Here is a 17,066-nt window from a genome sequence, read left to right as displayed (position 1 = left end):
GAGCTGATGACCTTCTCTTCCCGCTTCGCTACGGTGCCATTCAAAGCCGCGCGCGAGCGCGCTGGCATTCAAAATGCCTTGGGAGTTGAATGGGATGACCAGTAACGCGAGCATGGCGGAGGCTCAGCGCGAGCAGGTCAAGCGGGACAAGCCGTGGCTCATCCGAACCTATGCCGGTCACTCGAGTGCGGTCGAATCCAACAAGCTGTACCGCGGCAATCTCGCGAAGGGCCAGACCGGCCTCTCGGTTGCCTTCGATCTGCCGACCCAGACCGGCTACGACCCGGACCATGAGCTCGCCCGCGGCGAAGTCGGCAAGGTCGGAGTGTCGGTGGCGCATCTCGGCGACATGCGGACGCTGTTCGACCAGATCCCGCTGTCACAGATGAACACCTCGATGACGATCAACGCCACGGCGCCGTGGCTGTTGTCGCTCTACCTCGCCGTTGCCGAGGAGCAGGGCGCCCCGATTGCCGCTCTTCAGGGGACGACGCAGAACGACATCATCAAGGAGTATCTGTCGCGCGGGACCTATGTGTTTCCGCCTCAGCCTTCCCTGCGGCTGACGAAGGACATGATCCTGTTCACGACGAAGGAGGTTCCAAAATGGAACCCCATGAATGTCTGCTCGTACCATCTGCAGGAGGCCGGCGCGACGCCGGTGCAGGAGCTGTCCTACGCACTCGCGACCGCGATCGCGATCCTCGACACCGTGCGCGACGATCCGAACTTCGACGAGGTGATGTTCCCGGACGTATTCAGCCGCATCTCGTTCTTCGTGAATGCCGGCATGCGGTTCGTCACCGAGATCTGCAAGATGCGGGCATTTGCCGAGCTCTGGGATGAGATTGCCCGGGAGCGCTACGGTATCGACGATCCGAAGAAACGGATGTTCCGCTATGGTGTGCAGGTCAACAGCCTCGGACTGACCGAACAGCAACCGGAAAATAACGTTCACCGCATCCTGATCGAGATGCTTGCAGTGACGCTGTCGAAGCGTGCTCGCGCGCGTGCCGTGCAGCTTCCGGCCTGGAACGAGGCGCTCGGCCTGCCGCGGCCTTGGGACCAGCAATGGTCGATGCGCATGCAGCAGATCCTCGCCTACGAGACCGATCTTCTTGAATACGACGACATCTTCGACGGCTCGAAGGTGATCAAGACGCGCGTCGAGGCGCTGAAGGAACAGACCCGGGCCGAACTCAAGCGGATCGAAAGTCTCGGCGGCGCCGTCCTGGCCGTTGAGGCGGGCGAGCTGAAGCGGGCGCTCGTCGAGTCGAACGCCAAGCGCATCTCCGCGATCGAGTCCGGTGAACAGATCGTGGTGGGCGTCAACAAGTGGGAGCAGGGCGAGCCCTCGCCGCTGACGGCAGGGGAGGGGGCCATCTTCACCGTCTCGGAGACCGTCGAGATGGAAGCCGAGGCCCGGATCCGCGAATGGCGCTCCAAGCGCGACGCGAACGCCGTCGGCAGGGCGCTCGATGCGCTCGAACAGGCGGCTCGCTCGGGCTACAACATCATGCCGGTCTCGATCGCCGCCGCGCAGGCCGGCGTCACCACCGGTGAATGGGGTCAGCGTCTCCGTGACGTGTTCGGGGAATACCGGGCACCGACGGGTGTCACCCTGGAGACGGTGACGTCGGGAGCGGCCGAAGATGCGCGCTTGCTGATTGCCGATCTCGGTGAACGCCTCGGCGAAACGCCGAAGATGGTGGTCGGCAAGCCGGGCCTCGACGGGCATTCGAACGGTGCCGAGCAGATTGCCCTGCGCGCCCGCGATGTCGGCTTCGACGTCACCTATGAAGGGATACGGCAGACGCCGGCGCAGATCGTCGCGAAGGCGAAGGAGACCGGCGCCCACGTCATCGGGCTCTCGATCCTATCGGGATCGCACGTGCCGCTGGTGCGCGACGTCAAGGCAAAGCTGCGTGAGGCCGGCCTCGACCACATTCCTCTCGTGGTCGGGGGGATCATCTCTCCGGAAGACGAGCTGGTGCTGAAGAACTTGGGTGTGAATGCCGTCTACACGCCGAAAGATTATGTGCTCGACACGATCATGGTCGGAATTGCCAAGGTGATCGGGCGCTCGCTCGATAAGCGAGATGCCGAGCGCGCCGACGCCGAGGCCGGCATCCAGGGTGCCGCGCCGAGATCCGAGAGCGGCCAACAGATCTACTGATCGATCAGCATAGGCCGGTATTTGATGAAGCCCTTTCCGAATAACGGGAGGGGCTTCTTTGGTTCATGCCGTCTGGGACGAGCTGCGTGTCAGCGCATGAACCGAGAACAGCCCCTCGGGATCGGTCCAGACGTCACAGGCGGTCCAGCCGGCCTTCGCCGCGAGAGCGCGGAAGCTCTCAACCGAATACTTGTAGCTGTTCTCTGTGTGGATCGACTCGCCTGCCGCGAAGCCGAAGCGGCGACCCGCGACCTCGATCTCCTGGTCGCGATGGCTCACCAGATGCATTTCGATGCGCGAGGCCTCGGCGTTGAAGAAAGCGCGATGCCGGAAGTTGTCGGGCTCGAAGCTGCCGGCGAGCTCGCGGTTGATCCGGGCCAGCAGGTTCAGGTTGAACGCAGCCGTCACACCGGCGGCATCGTCGTAGGCCGCTTCCAGCACGTCCGTATCTTTGACGAGGTCAACGCCGACGATGAGTCGCGCATCCTCTCCTAGGATGGTGCCGAAGATGTCGAGCAGACGGACCGCCTCGTCCGGCTGAAAGTTGCCGATGGTGGAGCCTGGAAAGAAGCCGGCGCGCGGAGCATCACCGATGGATGCGGGCAGCGCGAACGGATGTGTGAAGTCGGCAACGACCGGCTCGACGGCCAGTCCTGGGATGTCCCGTCGGAGTTCTTCAGCCTGCGCCCTCAGGAAATCTCCCGAAACGTCGACCGGAACGTAGGCCCTGAGATCGGTCAGATGCTGCAGAAGCCGGCGAACCTTGACGGTCGAGCCGGCACCGAACTCGACGAGAGCGCTGCCCGCCGGCAGCACGGCAGCGATCGCGGCTCCATGCTCATCGAGGATCCGCAGCTCAGCCCGTGTCGGATAGTATTCGGGTAGGCCCGTAATGTCCTCGAACAGCTCGGAGCCGGCCGCGTCGTAGAAGTATTTGGCTGACAGGAATTTCGGCTTGGCCGACAACCCCTCCCAGACATCGTTGAGAAAACCGTGGTCACACGGCAGGTCGTCGATCGGACTGGCGCCCTCGAAACGGGGATTGATGGTCAAGAGACGTCCTCCAGCCCTACCGCAAGTTTACTCAATGACGCTGGCTCTCGGTACGGCGGCACGCCCGGAACGTTCGTGCATAGCCTCAGGCTGCCTATCGCCCGGCATCGGACAGCCTCAGCCCCGTGAACTGCCAACGCTGGTGAGCGTAGAAGAAGTTGCGGTAGCCGACCCGCGCATGCCCCTTCGACGTCGCCACGGACGAGCCGCGCAGCACATATTGGTTCGACATGAACTTGCCGTTGTACTCGCCGAGCGCCCCAGGCAGCGGACGGTATCCGGGGTAGGGACCGTAGGCGCTGCGCGTCCATTGCCAGACATGGCCGAAGGCATCGCCGAGCAGGCCGTCACGGGCGGCGATCTCCCATTCGGCCTCGGTCGGTAGGTCGCGGCCCGACCAACGGGCGAAGGCATCGGCCTCGTAGTAGCTGATATGGGTGACGGGCTGCGCCGAATCGACCGGCCGCAGGCCACCAAGTGTCATGCTCGACCAGCCATCCGCGCCCCGGCGCCAATAGCCTGGCGCCTCCCAGCCATCGGACTGGACCTTGCCCCAGCCGTCCGAGAGCCAGAGCTCGGCGCGCGCGTAGCCGCCATCCTCGATGAAGGACAGCCACTGCGCATTGGTGACGAGCGCGCGATCGATCGTGGCTGGTAGGACGAGGACGTCGTGGCGCGGTGACTCGTTGTCGAAGGCAAAGCCCTCGCCGTCATGCCCGATCTGGTGGATGGCGCGGGAGAGCTCGGCCTTGCCCGTGCATCCTTCCGAAGCCGGCCAGCGCCAGGTTTCGTCATAGGCTGGCCCGAGTGGGTTCTGCGCGAAGGCGTGCAGGATGTCGGTCAGCATCAGCTCCTGATGCTGCTGCTCGTGATAGAGCCCGATCTCGAGGATTGGCAGGATGGTCTTGAGGGCAGCCGGGTCCGCCTCGTGCAGCAACGCCTCGACGGCTGTGTCGACATGGGCGCGGTAGGCCCGAGTTTCTTCCGTCGTCGGACGGGTAATCATGCCGCGCATGAAGCGCGGCTGCCGCGGCCCGGCCTGCACGTAGTAGGAGTTGAACAGGTAGTGCAGCCGCTCGTCGTAGATCCGGTAGCCCGGCTGATACTCGCAGAGCAGGAACTGCTCGAAGAACCATGTCGTATGAGCACGATGCCACTTCGTCGGGCTCGCATCCTCCATCGACTGGATCTGCTGGTCCTCCGGGGAGAGGGGCGCGGCACGGCGCTCCGTCTCCGCCCGCACGGTGCGAAAGGCGGCAATCCAGGCCTGCCGATCGATCGGCCGCGCATCGAGGCGGGGCGGTGGGAAGGCGGAGCGATCAGGGGCGCCAGGGAAGTGCGAAATTGCTGCGCTGGCGGCCATTCCTGAACTCTCTTTCTCTCAAGCCATCCGCATGTAGCCTTGAATTCTCCCACGACAACGCCGCGGCGCTTACGCCGTTCGTCGCGCCTGGCCTGGAGAGGCTCTCGAACCGCCGCCTATTCACAGGCATTCGCAGCCTTTCGGGGGATGGTTACGCGATTGCTGGCCTTTTTCCTGCCGCAGTGAGGCTCTCGTTAACCGTCCCGCTTCGACACTGGCCCATCGGGCGATGTCGGGTGACGTCATGCGGATCGATCTGATGGCCGGAGCGACACTCTCCGCGGCTTACCCCGCGCAGAACCCCCAACCCACGATCCTCGTCTTCGATTCCGGGCTCGGCGGTCTGACCGTGCTGGACCAAGTCCGGCATGCGCGGCCCGATGCCCGCTACATCTACGTCGCCGACGATGCGGCCTTTCCCTATGGAGGCTTGAGCGAGGCTGCGCTGGTCGATCGCGTCCTGGCGGTGATGGGCCGACTTCTCGCGCTCCACGCGCCCGACCTCGTGGTGATCGCCTGCAATACGGCCTCAACCGTGGTGCTGCCGAGCCTGCGCCAGCGCTTCGTCACACCCTTCGTCGGCGTCGTGCCACCGATCAAACCGGCGGCCGCAGCGACGCGCTCGCGGGTGGTGACGCTGCTCGCTACGCCCGGCACGGTGGCACGCAGCTATACGCGCGACCTCGTCGCGACCTATGCGGGCGCTTGCGACGTCACTCTCGTCGGCGCCCCGAACCTGGCGCGCTTCGCAGAGGCCGAGATGGCGGGTGAGCCGGTCGCGGATGCGGCTCTTTCAGCCGAGATCGCACCCTGCTTCGTGACCCGTGACGATGGCCGGCGCACGGACGTCGTCTGCCTGTCCTGCACGCATTACCCGCTGCTGCTGCCGCGCTTCGAGCGACTGGCGCCCTGGCCGGTGACCTGGATCGATCCGGCCCCCGCCATTGCCCGCAGGGTGGTACAGTTGCTGGGAGCCGCGCCCGAGGAGGTCTCGACGGCCAGCCCGGACGTGCTCGGCACCTTCACGGGCGGTACGGGCCTGAGCGCGGCTCTGGAGCGCTCGCTGGCCGGCCATGGCATCCGATCCCTGACGGTCGAATCCATGCCGCTGGCGCGTCAGTGACGAGACGCGATCGCTGATCGATATCGTCTGGAAAAGCATTCTCGGCGCAGCCTGATGGCACGCGGAAACCAGCGATTCCTGGCTCGCCATCTAGCCCGATCGAGGCCGTAGTCCGGTCATGTCGGCGTCACCACATGCCGAAGTGCCCGCAGAACGGCCGATGGTGCGACGGGCTTCTCCAGCCGTCGGACAGCACCAAAACGCTGCGGCAGGGAGGCGTGATCATAGCCGGTCGTGATCAGGAACGGCACGCCGCGCTTCAGCAGCGCGTCGGCGATGGTTTCAGCTGAGACACCTCCGAGGTTCATGTCGAGGATCGCTGCGTCCGGAGCTTCCCCATTCTCCAATATGTCGAACGCCGCCTCGACCCTCGGAACCGGACCTAGCACGATCACACCTGCGTCCCGCGCAGCCCGAGTCAACTCATCGGCCAGATAGTACTCATCCTCGACCACAAGGACACGGCGTCCAGACAGGATGTCTTCAGCCATGAAGAATCTATCTTTCGAGCCGTTTGATCGAGATCGGCAGGGCAATTGTGCAATGAACGCCGTCCGGCTCCATTACATAGGTGGTCTTCGCGCCGAGCTGGTACGGGAGCGCGCGCTCGATCAGCTCGCGACCTGATCCGCCGCCACGTGGTGCTTCGCACGATGCCGGCATCACGACGCCGCTCTCTCGCCAGTCGACATGCAGCCAGGGTTGTTGATCGAGGTCCGAGACGTCAGTCCGCCAGGAAATGACAAGCCGACCGTTCGGTTGGGCCAGCGCTCCATATTTCAACGCGTTGGTCATCAACTCGTGGAATGCCAAAGCGAGGGTTTGAACTGTGGACGAACGCAACGCCACGCCGGTGGGGCCTGACAGGGCGATCCGTGTCGCGTCGCTATCAAGTGCCGCCAGTTCCGATGCGATCAGCTCGTCGAAAGTCACCCGGTCCCATTCATCGAGCCGCGACAGCAGGCCTTGAACGCGCGCGAGTGCAGCCAACCGGTCGCCGAAATGGGCCTTGAAATCTGCGAGATCGACCGATCGGTCCAGCGTCTTCTCCGTCATCGACCTCACGACGCCCATGAGGTTGCGGGTGCGATGCTGCAACTCGCCGACGAGCACCTTCTGGCGCTCCTGCATCAGGCGAAGGTCATCGATATCGGTCGATGTGCCGAGCCATTCGACGATACGACCGGCTTCGTCCCGCACGGGCGACGCACGGGTCTGAAACCAGCGGTAGCTATTGTCGGCCGCGTGACGAAGACGGCCGTCCATCTCGAGATAGCCGGTGACTGCCGCTGGCTCCCAGAACGTGGTCGCGCTCTCGCGGTCGTCGGGATGAAGCGCCGCAAGCCAGCCGTGCCCCCGGCTTTCGACATCTGACAGTCCCGTATAAGCGCTCCATTGCGGACTGGCCCAGGTCCAGACTCCACTGTCTGCCGCTCGCCAGACGAGTTGCGGGATGCCCTCGACCAGAGTCCGAAGACGCGCTTCGCTCTGGCGCAACGCCTCGGCGCCCCGCTTGAGCGCGTCGATGTCGCTGATGGCGCTGGCCAGTCCTATGATCTGTCCTGATGCGTCCTGGATCGGCGTGGTCGCTACGCTGGTCCAGATCTCCTGACCATCATCATCCGTGTACAGCATCTCCTGGCCGGGCACGGTGCGCTCGCCTCGCATCGCGCGGGACCCAGGATAATCCCTCACATCGAGCACTTGGCCCTGACTGTCCCATGCCTTCCAGCGGTGGGCTCTCTCGGGGTCTCGCGAAGGAATCAATCCATTCGGCAGGAAGCGGCGATATTCCTGGTTCGAGGTCACGACCCTTCCGGCAAAATCGATCACGGCCACCCCAACCGGCACGCTCTCGAAAGCCGCTGTGAGCCTCGCTTCGGTCTCTCGAAGCGCGGCCTCCGCTTCCTTCCGTGACGTCACGTTGCTGGCCGTGCCGAACCATTCCAGGATCGTTCCATCTTCCGCGAAGATCGGCACCGCGCGTGACAACGTCCAGCCGATCCCGCCGTCGGCTCGACGAACCTGGTGCTCCAACTCAAACAGGCGCTGATCGCGGATAGCCGCCTCGATCTCTGCAAAGAGCGCGGAGCGGTCTTCGGGGAGAATGTAGCTCTCGACCCAGCTATCGCTCGGAGTCTCCGTGTTGGCGAGGAATCCGCGTCCGTCTAGCTGCTGCATCTGCAGCCAGTCCGGACTCATCCGGTAAACGGCATCCGAGCTGGCGGTGACGAATGCACGAAAGCGCTCCTCACTGCGTCGCAGCCGCTCGTTGGCCTCTCGACGTGCGGTGACATCCTGGCCGATCTTGACGAAGCCCTGAAGTCTCCCGGCCTCGTCGCGCAGTGCCCAGACAGCGCCCTCGATGAAGACACGCTTACCGTCTTTCCGCTGGTGCCATCGCACGTTCGCGGCGGAGCCTTCACGCCGCGCCGTCGAGATTTCTTTCTCGTCTTCACCCGCCTCTCGATCCTCGGACGTGAAGGTCATGCTGGCGGAGCGGCCGATCGCTTCCTGCGCCGTCCATCCGAAAACGCTTTCGGCACCGGCAAACCACGCATTGATCCGGTCCTGAGCATCTGTGGTGAAGATGGCATAATCCCGTGCAGTCTCGACGATCAGGCGAAAGCGCTCCTCGCTTGCCCGAAGGCTACGGATCTTTCGCAGGCGGTCGATGACAGGCCCAATGATGGCGGCGTAGGTCCGCAGGAACTCGATGTCGTCCTGCCCAAATTCGCGCGGCTCGCTCGCATCGACCTGCAGGAGGCCATACGGCTTTTGACCGGGTACGAAGATCGGCACGTTGACGAGGGCGACGACCCCTGCCTCCTTCATGAATTGCGGGATCTCGAAACGGTTCTCGAGCCTGATGTCCTGTGAGATGACGGGTTTGCGTTGCCGGATGGAGAATGTTTCCGAGGTGCGCTCGCTCATCAGCAGGCGGACCTGCCCGACGACGCTCGGCCCCCAACCCACGCCCGCCCGTACCAGAAGTTCAGAGCCGCCATCCTGGATCTCCAAAACCTTTGCGCGATCCGTGCCGAGGGCCTCGCCGACGAGACGACAGGCCTCTGTCAGAACCTCGTCCAGATCCTCAGAGTGCAAAGCGAAGTCGCCGAAATCGCCCAGCACGCGCTGATGGTTCATCAACTGCTGGTGGTCGAGCATCTCGCGCTCCGCACGGTGGATGGTGCACGACTAACGCGTGGCACGCCCGATTGCCTCCGGGCGGCGTTCTCTGGCGCTGCGGCGCACAGAGCCCACTCTCGCGAGACTTGCGACCACGCGTCTAGGGCGAGGTCGGGTCGAAAGTGCGCGTCACTCGACCTCGGATCCGTCGGATCAGGCAACGCTGATTGACGTCTGCCGGCTTTCCGTCTAGGCACGCGCGGTTCGCGGGGCTCCGATCAGGGGCCCCGTGACGTTTTCAAGCGCACCCGCGAACGGCCAAAGGCCGGTCTGTCGTCCCCGCGCAATGCAGGGGGAGAGGAGGGCGCGTTCCTCTAGCTCAAGCGTTCTTGAGAGGAACCGCGAATGTCAAAACGCATCGAGGCGAAGCACAAACTCGATCGCCGGATGGGCCAGAACATCTGGGGCCGTCCGAAGAGCCCGGTCAACCGTCGTGAGTATGGCCCCGGCCAGCACGGCCAGCGCCGCAAGGGCAAGATGAGCGACTTCGGCACGCAGCTGCGCGCCAAGCAGAAGCTCAAGGGCTATTACGGCAACATCACCGAGAAGCAGTTCCGCCGTTACTACGCCGAGGCAATCCGCCTGCGTGGCGACTCCGGCGAGAACCTGATCGGCCTGCTCGAGCGTCGCCTCGACGCCGTGGTCTACCGTTCGAAGTTCGTGGCGACCCCGTTCGCGGCGCGCCAGTTCGTCAACCACGGCCACATCAAGGTCAACGGTCGCCGGGTCAACATCCCGAGCTACCAGGTGAAGCCGGGCGACCAGATCGAGATCAAGGAAGCCTCGCGTCAGCTCGAAGTCGTCGTGGTGGCTTCGCAGCTCCCCGAGCGCGACGTGCCGGACTACATCGAGGTGGATCACGCCAAGATGACGGCCCGCGTAACCCGGATCCCGGCGCTCAACGAGGTGCCGTACCCGGTTCAGATGGAGCCGAACCTCGTGATCGAGTTCTATTCGCGCTGATCGTTCCGGTCAGAGCAGAAGACGAAAAGGGCCGCCCCCATCGGGCGGCCCTTTTTTCTTGCCCGGTGCCCCGGCACGTCGAACAGGTTCCAACCGATGAGCTTGGTCCCGTCCGGCGACTTTCAGCTGTCATTGCGAGGCGAAGCCGAAGCCATCCACGAGAAACCCGCGGCGCCAACTCATCGGCCCGGATGACTTCGCTACACTCGCAAAGACGGCAGAGCCTACGAACTCATCGAGCGGACATCGTATCAGCGGCGCGCGGGCGACATGGAGTTCGAGCCTCGCATCGCCGACGATCGTGATGCCGTCTCTGCGCTGGGAGGCAGACCGTTTGGTGCTTCGGCATTCGTCGCTTGGCCTGGGCCGGCCTGCATGCCGCTTCCATCGTGCCGATTGCGATCGAAGGCATATCCGGCATTCACGCCGGCATAGAACCCGGTGAAGTCCTCCGCATGCACGGCGAGACTTCCGAGCGGCGAGATCAGGAGAGGCAGACCGAGAAAAATTCGGCAGAGAGGGGTCAAGGCACGGGCTCCTGCCGACCGCTCATGGCGGGCTCGGCGGCCTCATGCGGTCTGTCCGCGATCACAAACGAAGAGGGCGGCGGCATTGCGGCCGCCGCCCTGATTCTCGAAGCCGAACAGCGGATCAGTAATCGACGCTGACGCTCTGGGCCTCGCGGCCCTTCTGGCCCTCGACCACGCCGAGCGTGACCGTCTGGCCCTCGGCGAGGGAGTCGAGACCGGCGCGCGACAGCGCGGAGCGGTGCACGAATACGTCCTTGCCGCCGTCGTTGACGGAGACGAAGCCGAAGCCCTTGGCCGGGTCGTACCACTTCACGGTGCCGGTCATCTCGATCGAGGGGCCGCTGGCGAAACGCCCGCCGCCGCCACCACCGCCGAAGCGATCGCCACCGCCGCCGTAGCCGCCACCACCACCGAAGCGGTCGCCGCCGCCGAAGCGGCCGGCCGGACGAGCCTCACGGCGCGGGGGAGCAGCTTCCGCCGTCGAGGTGTCGACGCTGGTTACGGCCGTGACCTGGGGACCCTTCTGGCCCTGCGCGGTCTGAACCGTCAGGCGGGTGCCGGGCATCAGATCGTCGTGGCCGGCGGCCTCGACGGCGCGGATGTGAAGGAAGGCATCGCCCGAGCCGTCACCGAGCTCGACGAAGCCGAAGCCCTTCTCCTTGTTGAACCACTTGACCGTCGCGTCACGCTCCGGTCCCGTCGGAGCAGCCGCGGGGGCAGCCCCACGGGACGGGCCGCGGTCGAATCCGCCGCCGCCACCGAAACCACCGCCACCATATCCGCCACTGCTGGGGGGCAGCTGGTCGGGCCAACGCGGCTCCGCTCCGCCCTCATCGAAGCCGCGCTTGGGCGACCCCCGAAAATCACGACCACGTCCCATAGAAAGCTCGCAAAACCCGACCGCTGACCATCTTGCTGAAACTCGTGTGCATCCCGTCCCGGACAGGACACGCCCACGCCACCATCCCCATCGGCCGCGGCAACCGACAGCAACGCCTCAGTCCTGACGCAATCCCGGCTGCGCCGCAAGGACCTTCTGTTAACGGATCGCTCCATTCAAACGATTTTCGTGGGTGAAATGCGTAGACGTTGCAATCTAACGCCACCGGGCCTGTCCGCTTTCCTGCACAACACTGGCCGTTGGCCATTCGGTCGCAGTTAGGAAAGTGCAAACCACCGCGGGGCTAGGGTGGGGTTTGACGTCATTTCGCCCAGGATCGCGTCCGTGATCGCGACCCCGACATTCCCGGATCTCTCCGCCCTCGTGGTGGATGAAAGCCTCTATATCCGCCGCACCGTGCGCGACATGCTTCTGCGCGTCGGCATCAAGCGCGTGCTGGAAGCGCCCGACGGGGCGGAGGCGCTCGGCGTGCTCGCCGAGAGCAAGCCGGACCTGACCATCCTTGACTGGGATCTCGGCATCCTGTCGGGCGAGGAATTCATCCGGCTCGCCCGCACGCCGATGACGTCGCCGTCGCCCACCGTGCCGATCATCCTGATGCTGGCCCAGCCGCGGCGCAACGTCGTCGACCGTGCCATCTCGCTCGGCGTCAACGAGATCATCGCGAAGCCCTTCTCGCCGAAGACGCTGTGGTCGCGCCTCGACGAGGTGATCAATCGGCCGCGGCCCTTCTCGCAGGTCAAGAGCCTGCTCCGGCCGGTGCCGAGGGCCAATAGCGCGGCCAAGGCACTGGCCTGAATACCGCTGCGGCCACGCTTCGTGGTCGACGGCGTGTGAAGGAGCCTTTGCGTTTCCTGGCAACGCCTGTAGCGTCATGGCCAAGTGATGGCCGGCTGTCCCATACAGCCGCGACCTTGAGGAACCGGCGTTGCCGATGAGGGATGAGAGCACCGCGGCCGACCAGGCCAGCGGATCGGCCGTCGCGACGACCCATTCCGCCGCGGGGTCGCCGATCCCACGCGCGGGCGTCCCCTTCACGTCGGGCAACCTGCGGCACGTCGGTGCGCCCGGCTACGGGCACCGCGGGGCGCCCTCACGCTACGGGCGGCGCAACGCCTATGCGGCGCTCGATCTCGGCACCAACAATTGCCGGCTGCTGATCGCGGAGCCGGCCTCGCACGGCTTTCGTGTCGTCGATGCCTTCTCGCGCATCGTGCGGCTCGGCGAGGGCCTGAGCGCCTCCGACCGGCTCAGCGCGGCCGCCATCGAGCGGACCATCGAGGCCCTGCGCATCTGCCGGTCGAAGATGGAGAACCGCAGCGTCGTCCGCTCCAAGGTGATCGCCACCGAGGCCTGCCGGCTCGCCGTGAACGGCGCCGAGTTCGTGGAGCAGGTGCGCCGCGAGGTCGGACTCGATCTCGAAATCGTGGACCGGCAGACCGAGGCCTATCTCGCCGTGACCGGATGCGCTGCGCTCGCCGACCCAGCCGCCGAATCTGTGGTGATCTTCGACATCGGCGGCGGCTCCACCGAGATTGCCTGGCTCGATGGCGCGGCGACCAATCCGTCGACGGACCCGACGCTGCGCATCCGGGCCTGGGACTCACTCCCCGTGGGCGTCGTAACCCTCGCCGAGAAGCACGGCGGCTCCGAAGTCACCCGGATGATGTTCGAGGGCATGGTCGAGGAGGTCGGCGACCTGCTCGCGCCATTCGCGATCCGGGCCGCGGCGGCCGCAACAGCACCCTATTTTCATCTGCTCGGCACGTCCGGGACGGTGACCACGCTCGCCGCGATGCACCTGCGCCTCGTCCGCTACGAGCGGCGCCGGGTCGATGGGCTCTGGATGACCGATGCCGAGGTCATGGAGGCGATCGAGGATCTCCTGGATACCCGCCTCGACCAGCGCGCCGACAATCCCTGCATCGGCCGCGACAGGGCAGACCTCGTGCTCGCCGGCTGCGCGATCCTGGAGGCGATCCGGCGGGTGTTTCCCTCCGAGCGCCTGCGCATCGCCGATCGGGGCCTGCGCGAAGGGCTCCTCATGAACATGATGCGCGAGGACGGAGTCTGGCGGCAGGGGCGCTGAACCCCCGTCAGCGGGCCGGGGCCAGTCCCTTGAGCAGGAAGGCGATCATCGCGTCCAGCGGCGGCACCGGCGCGTCGGGGCAGGTGCTCACGAGCACCGGATGGCAGTAGCGCACCACGGCCGCGTGGACGCAGGACGCGGCGATGCGCGTGTCGGGCACGTCGAACTCACCCCGGCTCACGCCCTCGGCGATGACCTGCTCGAAGACGGTGACGATGAGATCGATGTGCTGGCGGCAGACCGCCCAGCTCTCGGTCATCGCCGCCTCGATCATCTCGTGCATGCGCGGGAAAGCCTCGCACCGTTCCAGGCAATCCTGGTGCAGGGCGGTGATCATCTCGGCGAGCCGCTCGCCCGCGCTCAGCCCGGGTGCCTGCGCGATCTCGCGGATCAGGGCCTCGACCTCACGGGTCAACCGCTCGACGACAGCCTCGTTGATCGCCTTCTTCGAGTCGAAGAAGCGATAGACGTTGGCCGGGCTCATCTTGAGCGTCTTGGCGATGTCGGCGACGGTGGTCTTCTGGTAGCCGATCTCACGAAACGACCGTTCCGCCGTCGCGAGGATGCGGCAGCGTGTAGTCGGCGCGCTCTCCTCGACATGCAGATTGATCGGATCGGCGATGGCACTCATCTGTCGAGCTTAGGGACCGGTGTGGATTGGGTCAAAATCATCTAGTCCAACGTCGCGACGCCCGATCGGTGCCGCGGCATCACAGAGTCGTACGGTTTTCGACCTTTCGACCCAATGAGACCGTGATGGATGGCACCCGAAGTGCGGCGGCTTCGGCGCGTTTAACCCAATGGTAGGCAAGAGCGTTAATTCTAGCCGAATGCGCTTCCTTCGCAAACAGTTGGCCCCAGCTCAGGTGACGGACACGCCGGCACCCGCCGCGATGCCCGAGCCACCCCCGGCGATCGTCGCTCAGGCGCCGCGCAGCGACGTCCTCGATGCGATCGAGGAGGACGTCTCCTCCGCGATTGCCGGCGTCAGCGGCTCGATCGCCACGGCGCGCTCCGAAGTGGCGCTGATGTAGGCCGGCCTCTCCGGCATCCGTGCGCAGATGGACGCGCTGACCCGCGCCGCGCGCGAGGCCGCAGCGGCGACGGCCGGGCTCGCGGAGAAATCCGGCGGCCTCTCGGCGCTTGCCGGCCAGACGCGCTCCGCCATCGACCAGGCCGGCAGCTACCTCGACCAGGCCGGCGATCGCGGCGTCGAAGCTCGCGCCCTGATCGCGGCGCTGGCGGAGGCCGGCGACGAGATCGCGGGCATCGTCGACACGATCTCGGCCGTGGCGCGGCAGACCAATCTTCTGGCGCTCAATGCGACGATCGAGGCGGCGCGGGCTGGCGAGGCCGGGCGCGGCTTCGCCGTGGTCGCCAACGAGGTGAAGGCGCTGTCGGTCCAGACCGCACGCGCGGCCGACGACGTGCGCGCCCGGGTGATGCGCCTGCGCGACGGCGCATCCGCCTCTGCAGTGGCGATCGAGGCAGCCGCCGGCGCCATCGAATCCGTGCGGCCCTCCTTCGCCACGCTGCGGGACATCGCCGAGGTGCAGGTGCGGACCGTCACGGATATCGTCGGTGAATCGGGGCGGGCCTCGACTCTCGTCTCGACGGTCGATGCGGATGCGGGATCGGCAGGAGCGGCGGCGCTCGATCTGGACGCTCAGGCCGAAGGCATGGAGGCGGCGGCCGCAGCGGCGGCCGAGCAGGCATCAGACCTCAGACGGCGCTTCGTGACGGTGATCCGTGCGAGCGAGATCGGCGACCTCCGCCGGTTCGACCGATACCCGATCGATCTGGCGGTGCGGTTCGCGAATGGTCGCACCACCCGCACCGTCGACCTCAGCGAAGGCGGCGTGCTGCTTGCCGCGCCGGAGGGGGCGCCGGTCTCGGCCGGTCTGCAGACCTCGCTCGACATCGAGGGGATCAGCTCCGTACCGGCGCAGGTCGTTGCCGTGAGCGAGATGGGCCTGCATTGCGCCTTCGGCGCCATCGAGCCGATCGTGCAGAGCCGTCTGATGGCAAAGCTTGCGGCCGTCCGCGACGAGCACGCTCCGCTGGTCGGCAAGGCTCAGCGCCTCGCTCAAGAGGCGGCACGGCTGATGGAGACCGAGATCGCCGCGAGCCGCCTGTCGGAGGCCGCCCTGTTCGATACGGACTATCAGCGCATCGCGGGATCGAATCCGCCGCAATTCATGACGCGCTCCGCGCAAGCCCTGGCAAGGCTGTTGGCGCCGCTGCTGGAGCCGGAACTCGGCCACGACAAGCGGATGCTGTTCTGTATCGTCACCGATCGCAACGGCTTCCTGCCGTATCACAATGCGACCTATTCCAAATCGCAGCGCCCGGACGATCCGGCCTGGAACCATGCAAATTCGCGCAATCTGCGCATCTTCGACGACCGCACCGGCATCACCGCCGCGCGCTCGACGCGGCCGGCAATGGTCCAGGTCTATCGCCGCCAGATGGGCGCGCAGACCATCGTCGTGCTCGAAATCGATGCCCCCATCCGCATCGGCAACCGCCATTGGGGCGCCTGCCGCACGGCGTACCGGCTCTGAAATCTAGCCGCCCGGCTCGGCCGCGTTGACCAGCTCGGGCGGTTCGATCTCGGGAAGTTCGATGACCTGGGAGGCGTCGGGCCTGGTGCGCCGCTGCATGGGCGCAAGATCCTGCATCAGGCCCGTCTCGAGCGCCCGCTCGATCGCGACGAGGATGCGGACATCGGCGAGGCCCTCCTCGCCATCCGGCTCTGGCGCGCGGTCGTCGAGGATGCAATCCGAGAAGTATCGCGTCTCGGCTCCGAACTGATCGACGCTCGGATAATCCAGCGCCGTGGTCTCGCCACCGACTGTGAGCGTCCCCTTCAACGCCGTGCCGAACCCGAAGCCGGGCGAGAGACGGAGGTCGCCCTTGGTGCCGGCGATCCGGTACTCGTTGACCGGGTCAGTGGCGTAGGAGACCGTGAACTGCGCGATGCGCTCGTCCGGGAAGACCAGCGTGACCGCAACCGTTTCGTCGCAATCGTAGGGGCTGTCAGGCCGACGCACGCCGCGTGCGCCGACGGAGATGGGCTCGTCGCCGAACAGGTTGCGGGCGGCATTGATGGGATAGGTGCCCATGTCGGGGACGGGACCGGCCCAGTAGCCCTGTTTGGCGCGGTGATTGTCGGGCGCTACGTGCTGGCAGAACACGGCGCTGAACAGGCGGGGATCGCCGATCTCACCCCGCCGCACACGCTCGATCGCGTCGAGCGTGGCGGGCTCGAAATGCAGGCGGTAGGCGATCATCAGCCGCGCGTTGGCCCGTTGAGCCGCCGCGATGATCGCCTCGCACTCCGCGACGCTCGTCGCCATCGGCTTTTCGAGAAGCACGTGCCGGCCGGCCTCCAGGGCGGGCACGGCGAAGTCGCGGTGCATGCCGTTGGGAAGAGCGAGGTAGACCGCGTCGAAAAGGTTGGCCTGGAGCGCCTGGGCGTACTCGCCATACGAGAAGGTCTGGAGACCGTACTCGGCGCCGAGAGCGGCGGCCTTCTCCGGGTCACCGGTGATCAGCGCGGTGATCTCGGAATTGCCCGTCTGCGCCACGGCCGGCATGAAGGCGGCCTGGGAGATCCAGCCGCCGCCAACCACCGCGTAGCGAACCTTGCGGCGCGAACCTGTCGTCTCACTCATCC

General features: G+C 65.8%; 15 protein-coding genes. 8 read left to right on the top strand and 7 right to left on the bottom strand.

Translation table 11 applies throughout. From position 1 onward, the window contains the following. Nucleotides 1–94 precede the first annotated feature (94 nt). On the top strand, nucleotides 95–2,176 hold the full coding sequence (locus MGN01_RS16220) for an ethylmalonyl-CoA mutase (RefSeq protein ID WP_147047869.1): 2,082 nt from the start codon (nucleotides 95–97) through the stop codon (nucleotides 2,174–2,176). Nucleotides 2,177–2,239: 63 nt separating this feature from the next. Here the strand turns inward: MGN01_RS16220 and egtD are convergent, their stop codons facing one another. Continuing rightward, nucleotides 2,240–3,229 carry an L-histidine N(alpha)-methyltransferase gene (egtD, locus tag MGN01_RS16215; protein ID WP_147047868.1) on the bottom strand — a complete coding sequence of 330 codons (990 nt, stop codon included), beginning with the start codon at nucleotides 3,227–3,229 and terminating at the stop codon, nucleotides 2,240–2,242. Nucleotides 3,230–3,323: 94 nt separating this feature from the next. After that, nucleotides 3,324–4,592 (bottom strand): ergothioneine biosynthesis protein EgtB, encoded by a 1,269-nt coding sequence (gene egtB / locus MGN01_RS16210; RefSeq protein WP_147047867.1) that lies wholly within the window; start codon nucleotides 4,590–4,592, stop codon nucleotides 3,324–3,326. Nucleotides 4,593–4,836: 244 nt separating this feature from the next. Between egtB and murI the strand changes: the two genes are divergently transcribed. After that, on the top strand, nucleotides 4,837–5,715 hold the full coding sequence (murI, locus tag MGN01_RS16205; RefSeq protein ID WP_147047866.1) for a glutamate racemase: 879 nt from the start codon (nucleotides 4,837–4,839) through the stop codon (nucleotides 5,713–5,715). Nucleotides 5,716–5,831: 116 nt separating this feature from the next. Here murI and MGN01_RS16200 read toward each other — a convergent pair whose 3' ends face one another. Beyond that, nucleotides 5,832–6,206: a response regulator gene (locus MGN01_RS16200; protein WP_147047865.1), complete on the bottom strand. Its 375-nt coding sequence runs from the start codon at nucleotides 6,204–6,206 to the stop codon at nucleotides 5,832–5,834. A gap of 7 nt (nucleotides 6,207–6,213) precedes the next feature. Then, complete coding sequence (locus tag MGN01_RS16195) at nucleotides 6,214–8,883, bottom strand: PAS domain S-box protein (protein WP_147047864.1); 2,670 nt, start codon at nucleotides 8,881–8,883, stop codon at nucleotides 6,214–6,216. Between the two features lie 366 nt (nucleotides 8,884–9,249). Between MGN01_RS16195 and rpsD the strand changes: the two genes are divergently transcribed. Both rpsD and MGN01_RS23625 read left to right on the top strand, forming a co-directional pair. Next, complete coding sequence (gene rpsD / locus MGN01_RS16190; protein ID WP_147047863.1) at nucleotides 9,250–9,867, top strand: 30S ribosomal protein S4; 618 nt, start codon at nucleotides 9,250–9,252, stop codon at nucleotides 9,865–9,867. Between the two features lie 356 nt (nucleotides 9,868–10,223). Beyond that, on the top strand, nucleotides 10,224–10,535 hold the full coding sequence (locus MGN01_RS23625; RefSeq protein ID WP_170246014.1) for a hypothetical protein: 312 nt from the start codon (nucleotides 10,224–10,226) through the stop codon (nucleotides 10,533–10,535). Here the strand turns inward: MGN01_RS23625 and MGN01_RS24415 are convergent. After that, complete coding sequence (locus MGN01_RS24415; RefSeq protein ID WP_147047862.1) at nucleotides 10,519–11,277, bottom strand: cold-shock protein; 759 nt, start codon at nucleotides 11,275–11,277, stop codon at nucleotides 10,519–10,521. The two genes, MGN01_RS23625 and MGN01_RS24415, sit on opposite strands and share 17 nt — an antisense overlap. Nucleotides 11,278–11,622: 345 nt before the next feature. Here MGN01_RS24415 and MGN01_RS16175 point away from each other — a divergent pair, with 345 nt between their 5' ends. Together MGN01_RS16175 and MGN01_RS16170 are read left to right on the top strand one after the other, a co-directional pair. Further along, nucleotides 11,623–12,096: a response regulator gene (locus tag MGN01_RS16175; protein ID WP_147047861.1), complete on the top strand. Its 474-nt coding sequence runs from the start codon at nucleotides 11,623–11,625 to the stop codon at nucleotides 12,094–12,096. A 136-nt stretch (nucleotides 12,097–12,232) separates the two neighbouring features. Next, complete coding sequence (locus MGN01_RS16170; RefSeq protein WP_147047860.1) at nucleotides 12,233–13,387, top strand: Ppx/GppA phosphatase family protein; 1,155 nt, start codon at nucleotides 12,233–12,235, stop codon at nucleotides 13,385–13,387. Nucleotides 13,388–13,394: 7 nt separating this feature from the next. Here MGN01_RS16170 and MGN01_RS16165 read toward each other — a convergent pair whose 3' ends face one another. After that, on the bottom strand, nucleotides 13,395–14,018 hold the full coding sequence (locus MGN01_RS16165) for a TetR/AcrR family transcriptional regulator (RefSeq protein WP_147047859.1): 624 nt from the start codon (nucleotides 14,016–14,018) through the stop codon (nucleotides 13,395–13,397). A gap of 262 nt (nucleotides 14,019–14,280) precedes the next feature. Here MGN01_RS16165 and MGN01_RS23620 point away from each other — a divergent pair, with 262 nt between their 5' ends. Together MGN01_RS23620 and MGN01_RS16160 are read left to right on the top strand one after the other, a co-directional pair. After that, on the top strand, nucleotides 14,281–14,421 hold the full coding sequence (locus MGN01_RS23620; protein WP_170246012.1) for a hypothetical protein: 141 nt from the start codon (nucleotides 14,281–14,283) through the stop codon (nucleotides 14,419–14,421). A gap of 27 nt (nucleotides 14,422–14,448) precedes the next feature. Further along, nucleotides 14,449–15,951, top strand: coding sequence for a methyl-accepting chemotaxis protein (locus MGN01_RS16160; RefSeq protein ID WP_147047858.1), 1,503 nt, complete (start codon nucleotides 14,449–14,451; stop codon nucleotides 15,949–15,951). Nucleotides 15,952–15,954: 3 nt separating this feature from the next. On the opposite strand, the gene MGN01_RS16155 is transcribed toward MGN01_RS16160, so the two are convergent. Then, a complete protein-coding gene (locus MGN01_RS16155; protein ID WP_147047857.1) occupies nucleotides 15,955–17,064 on the bottom strand; it encodes a Gfo/Idh/MocA family protein in 1,110 nt (369 codons plus the stop codon). Nucleotides 17,065–17,066: the final 2 nt, after the last annotated feature.

The sequence above is a fragment of the Methylobacterium gnaphalii genome (genome assembly GCF_007992215.1).
GTDB lineage: Bacteria > Pseudomonadota > Alphaproteobacteria > Rhizobiales > Beijerinckiaceae > Methylobacterium > Methylobacterium gnaphalii.
Note: the sequence above shows the minus strand (reverse complement) of the source record. Positions and strands in the feature narration are given on the sequence as shown.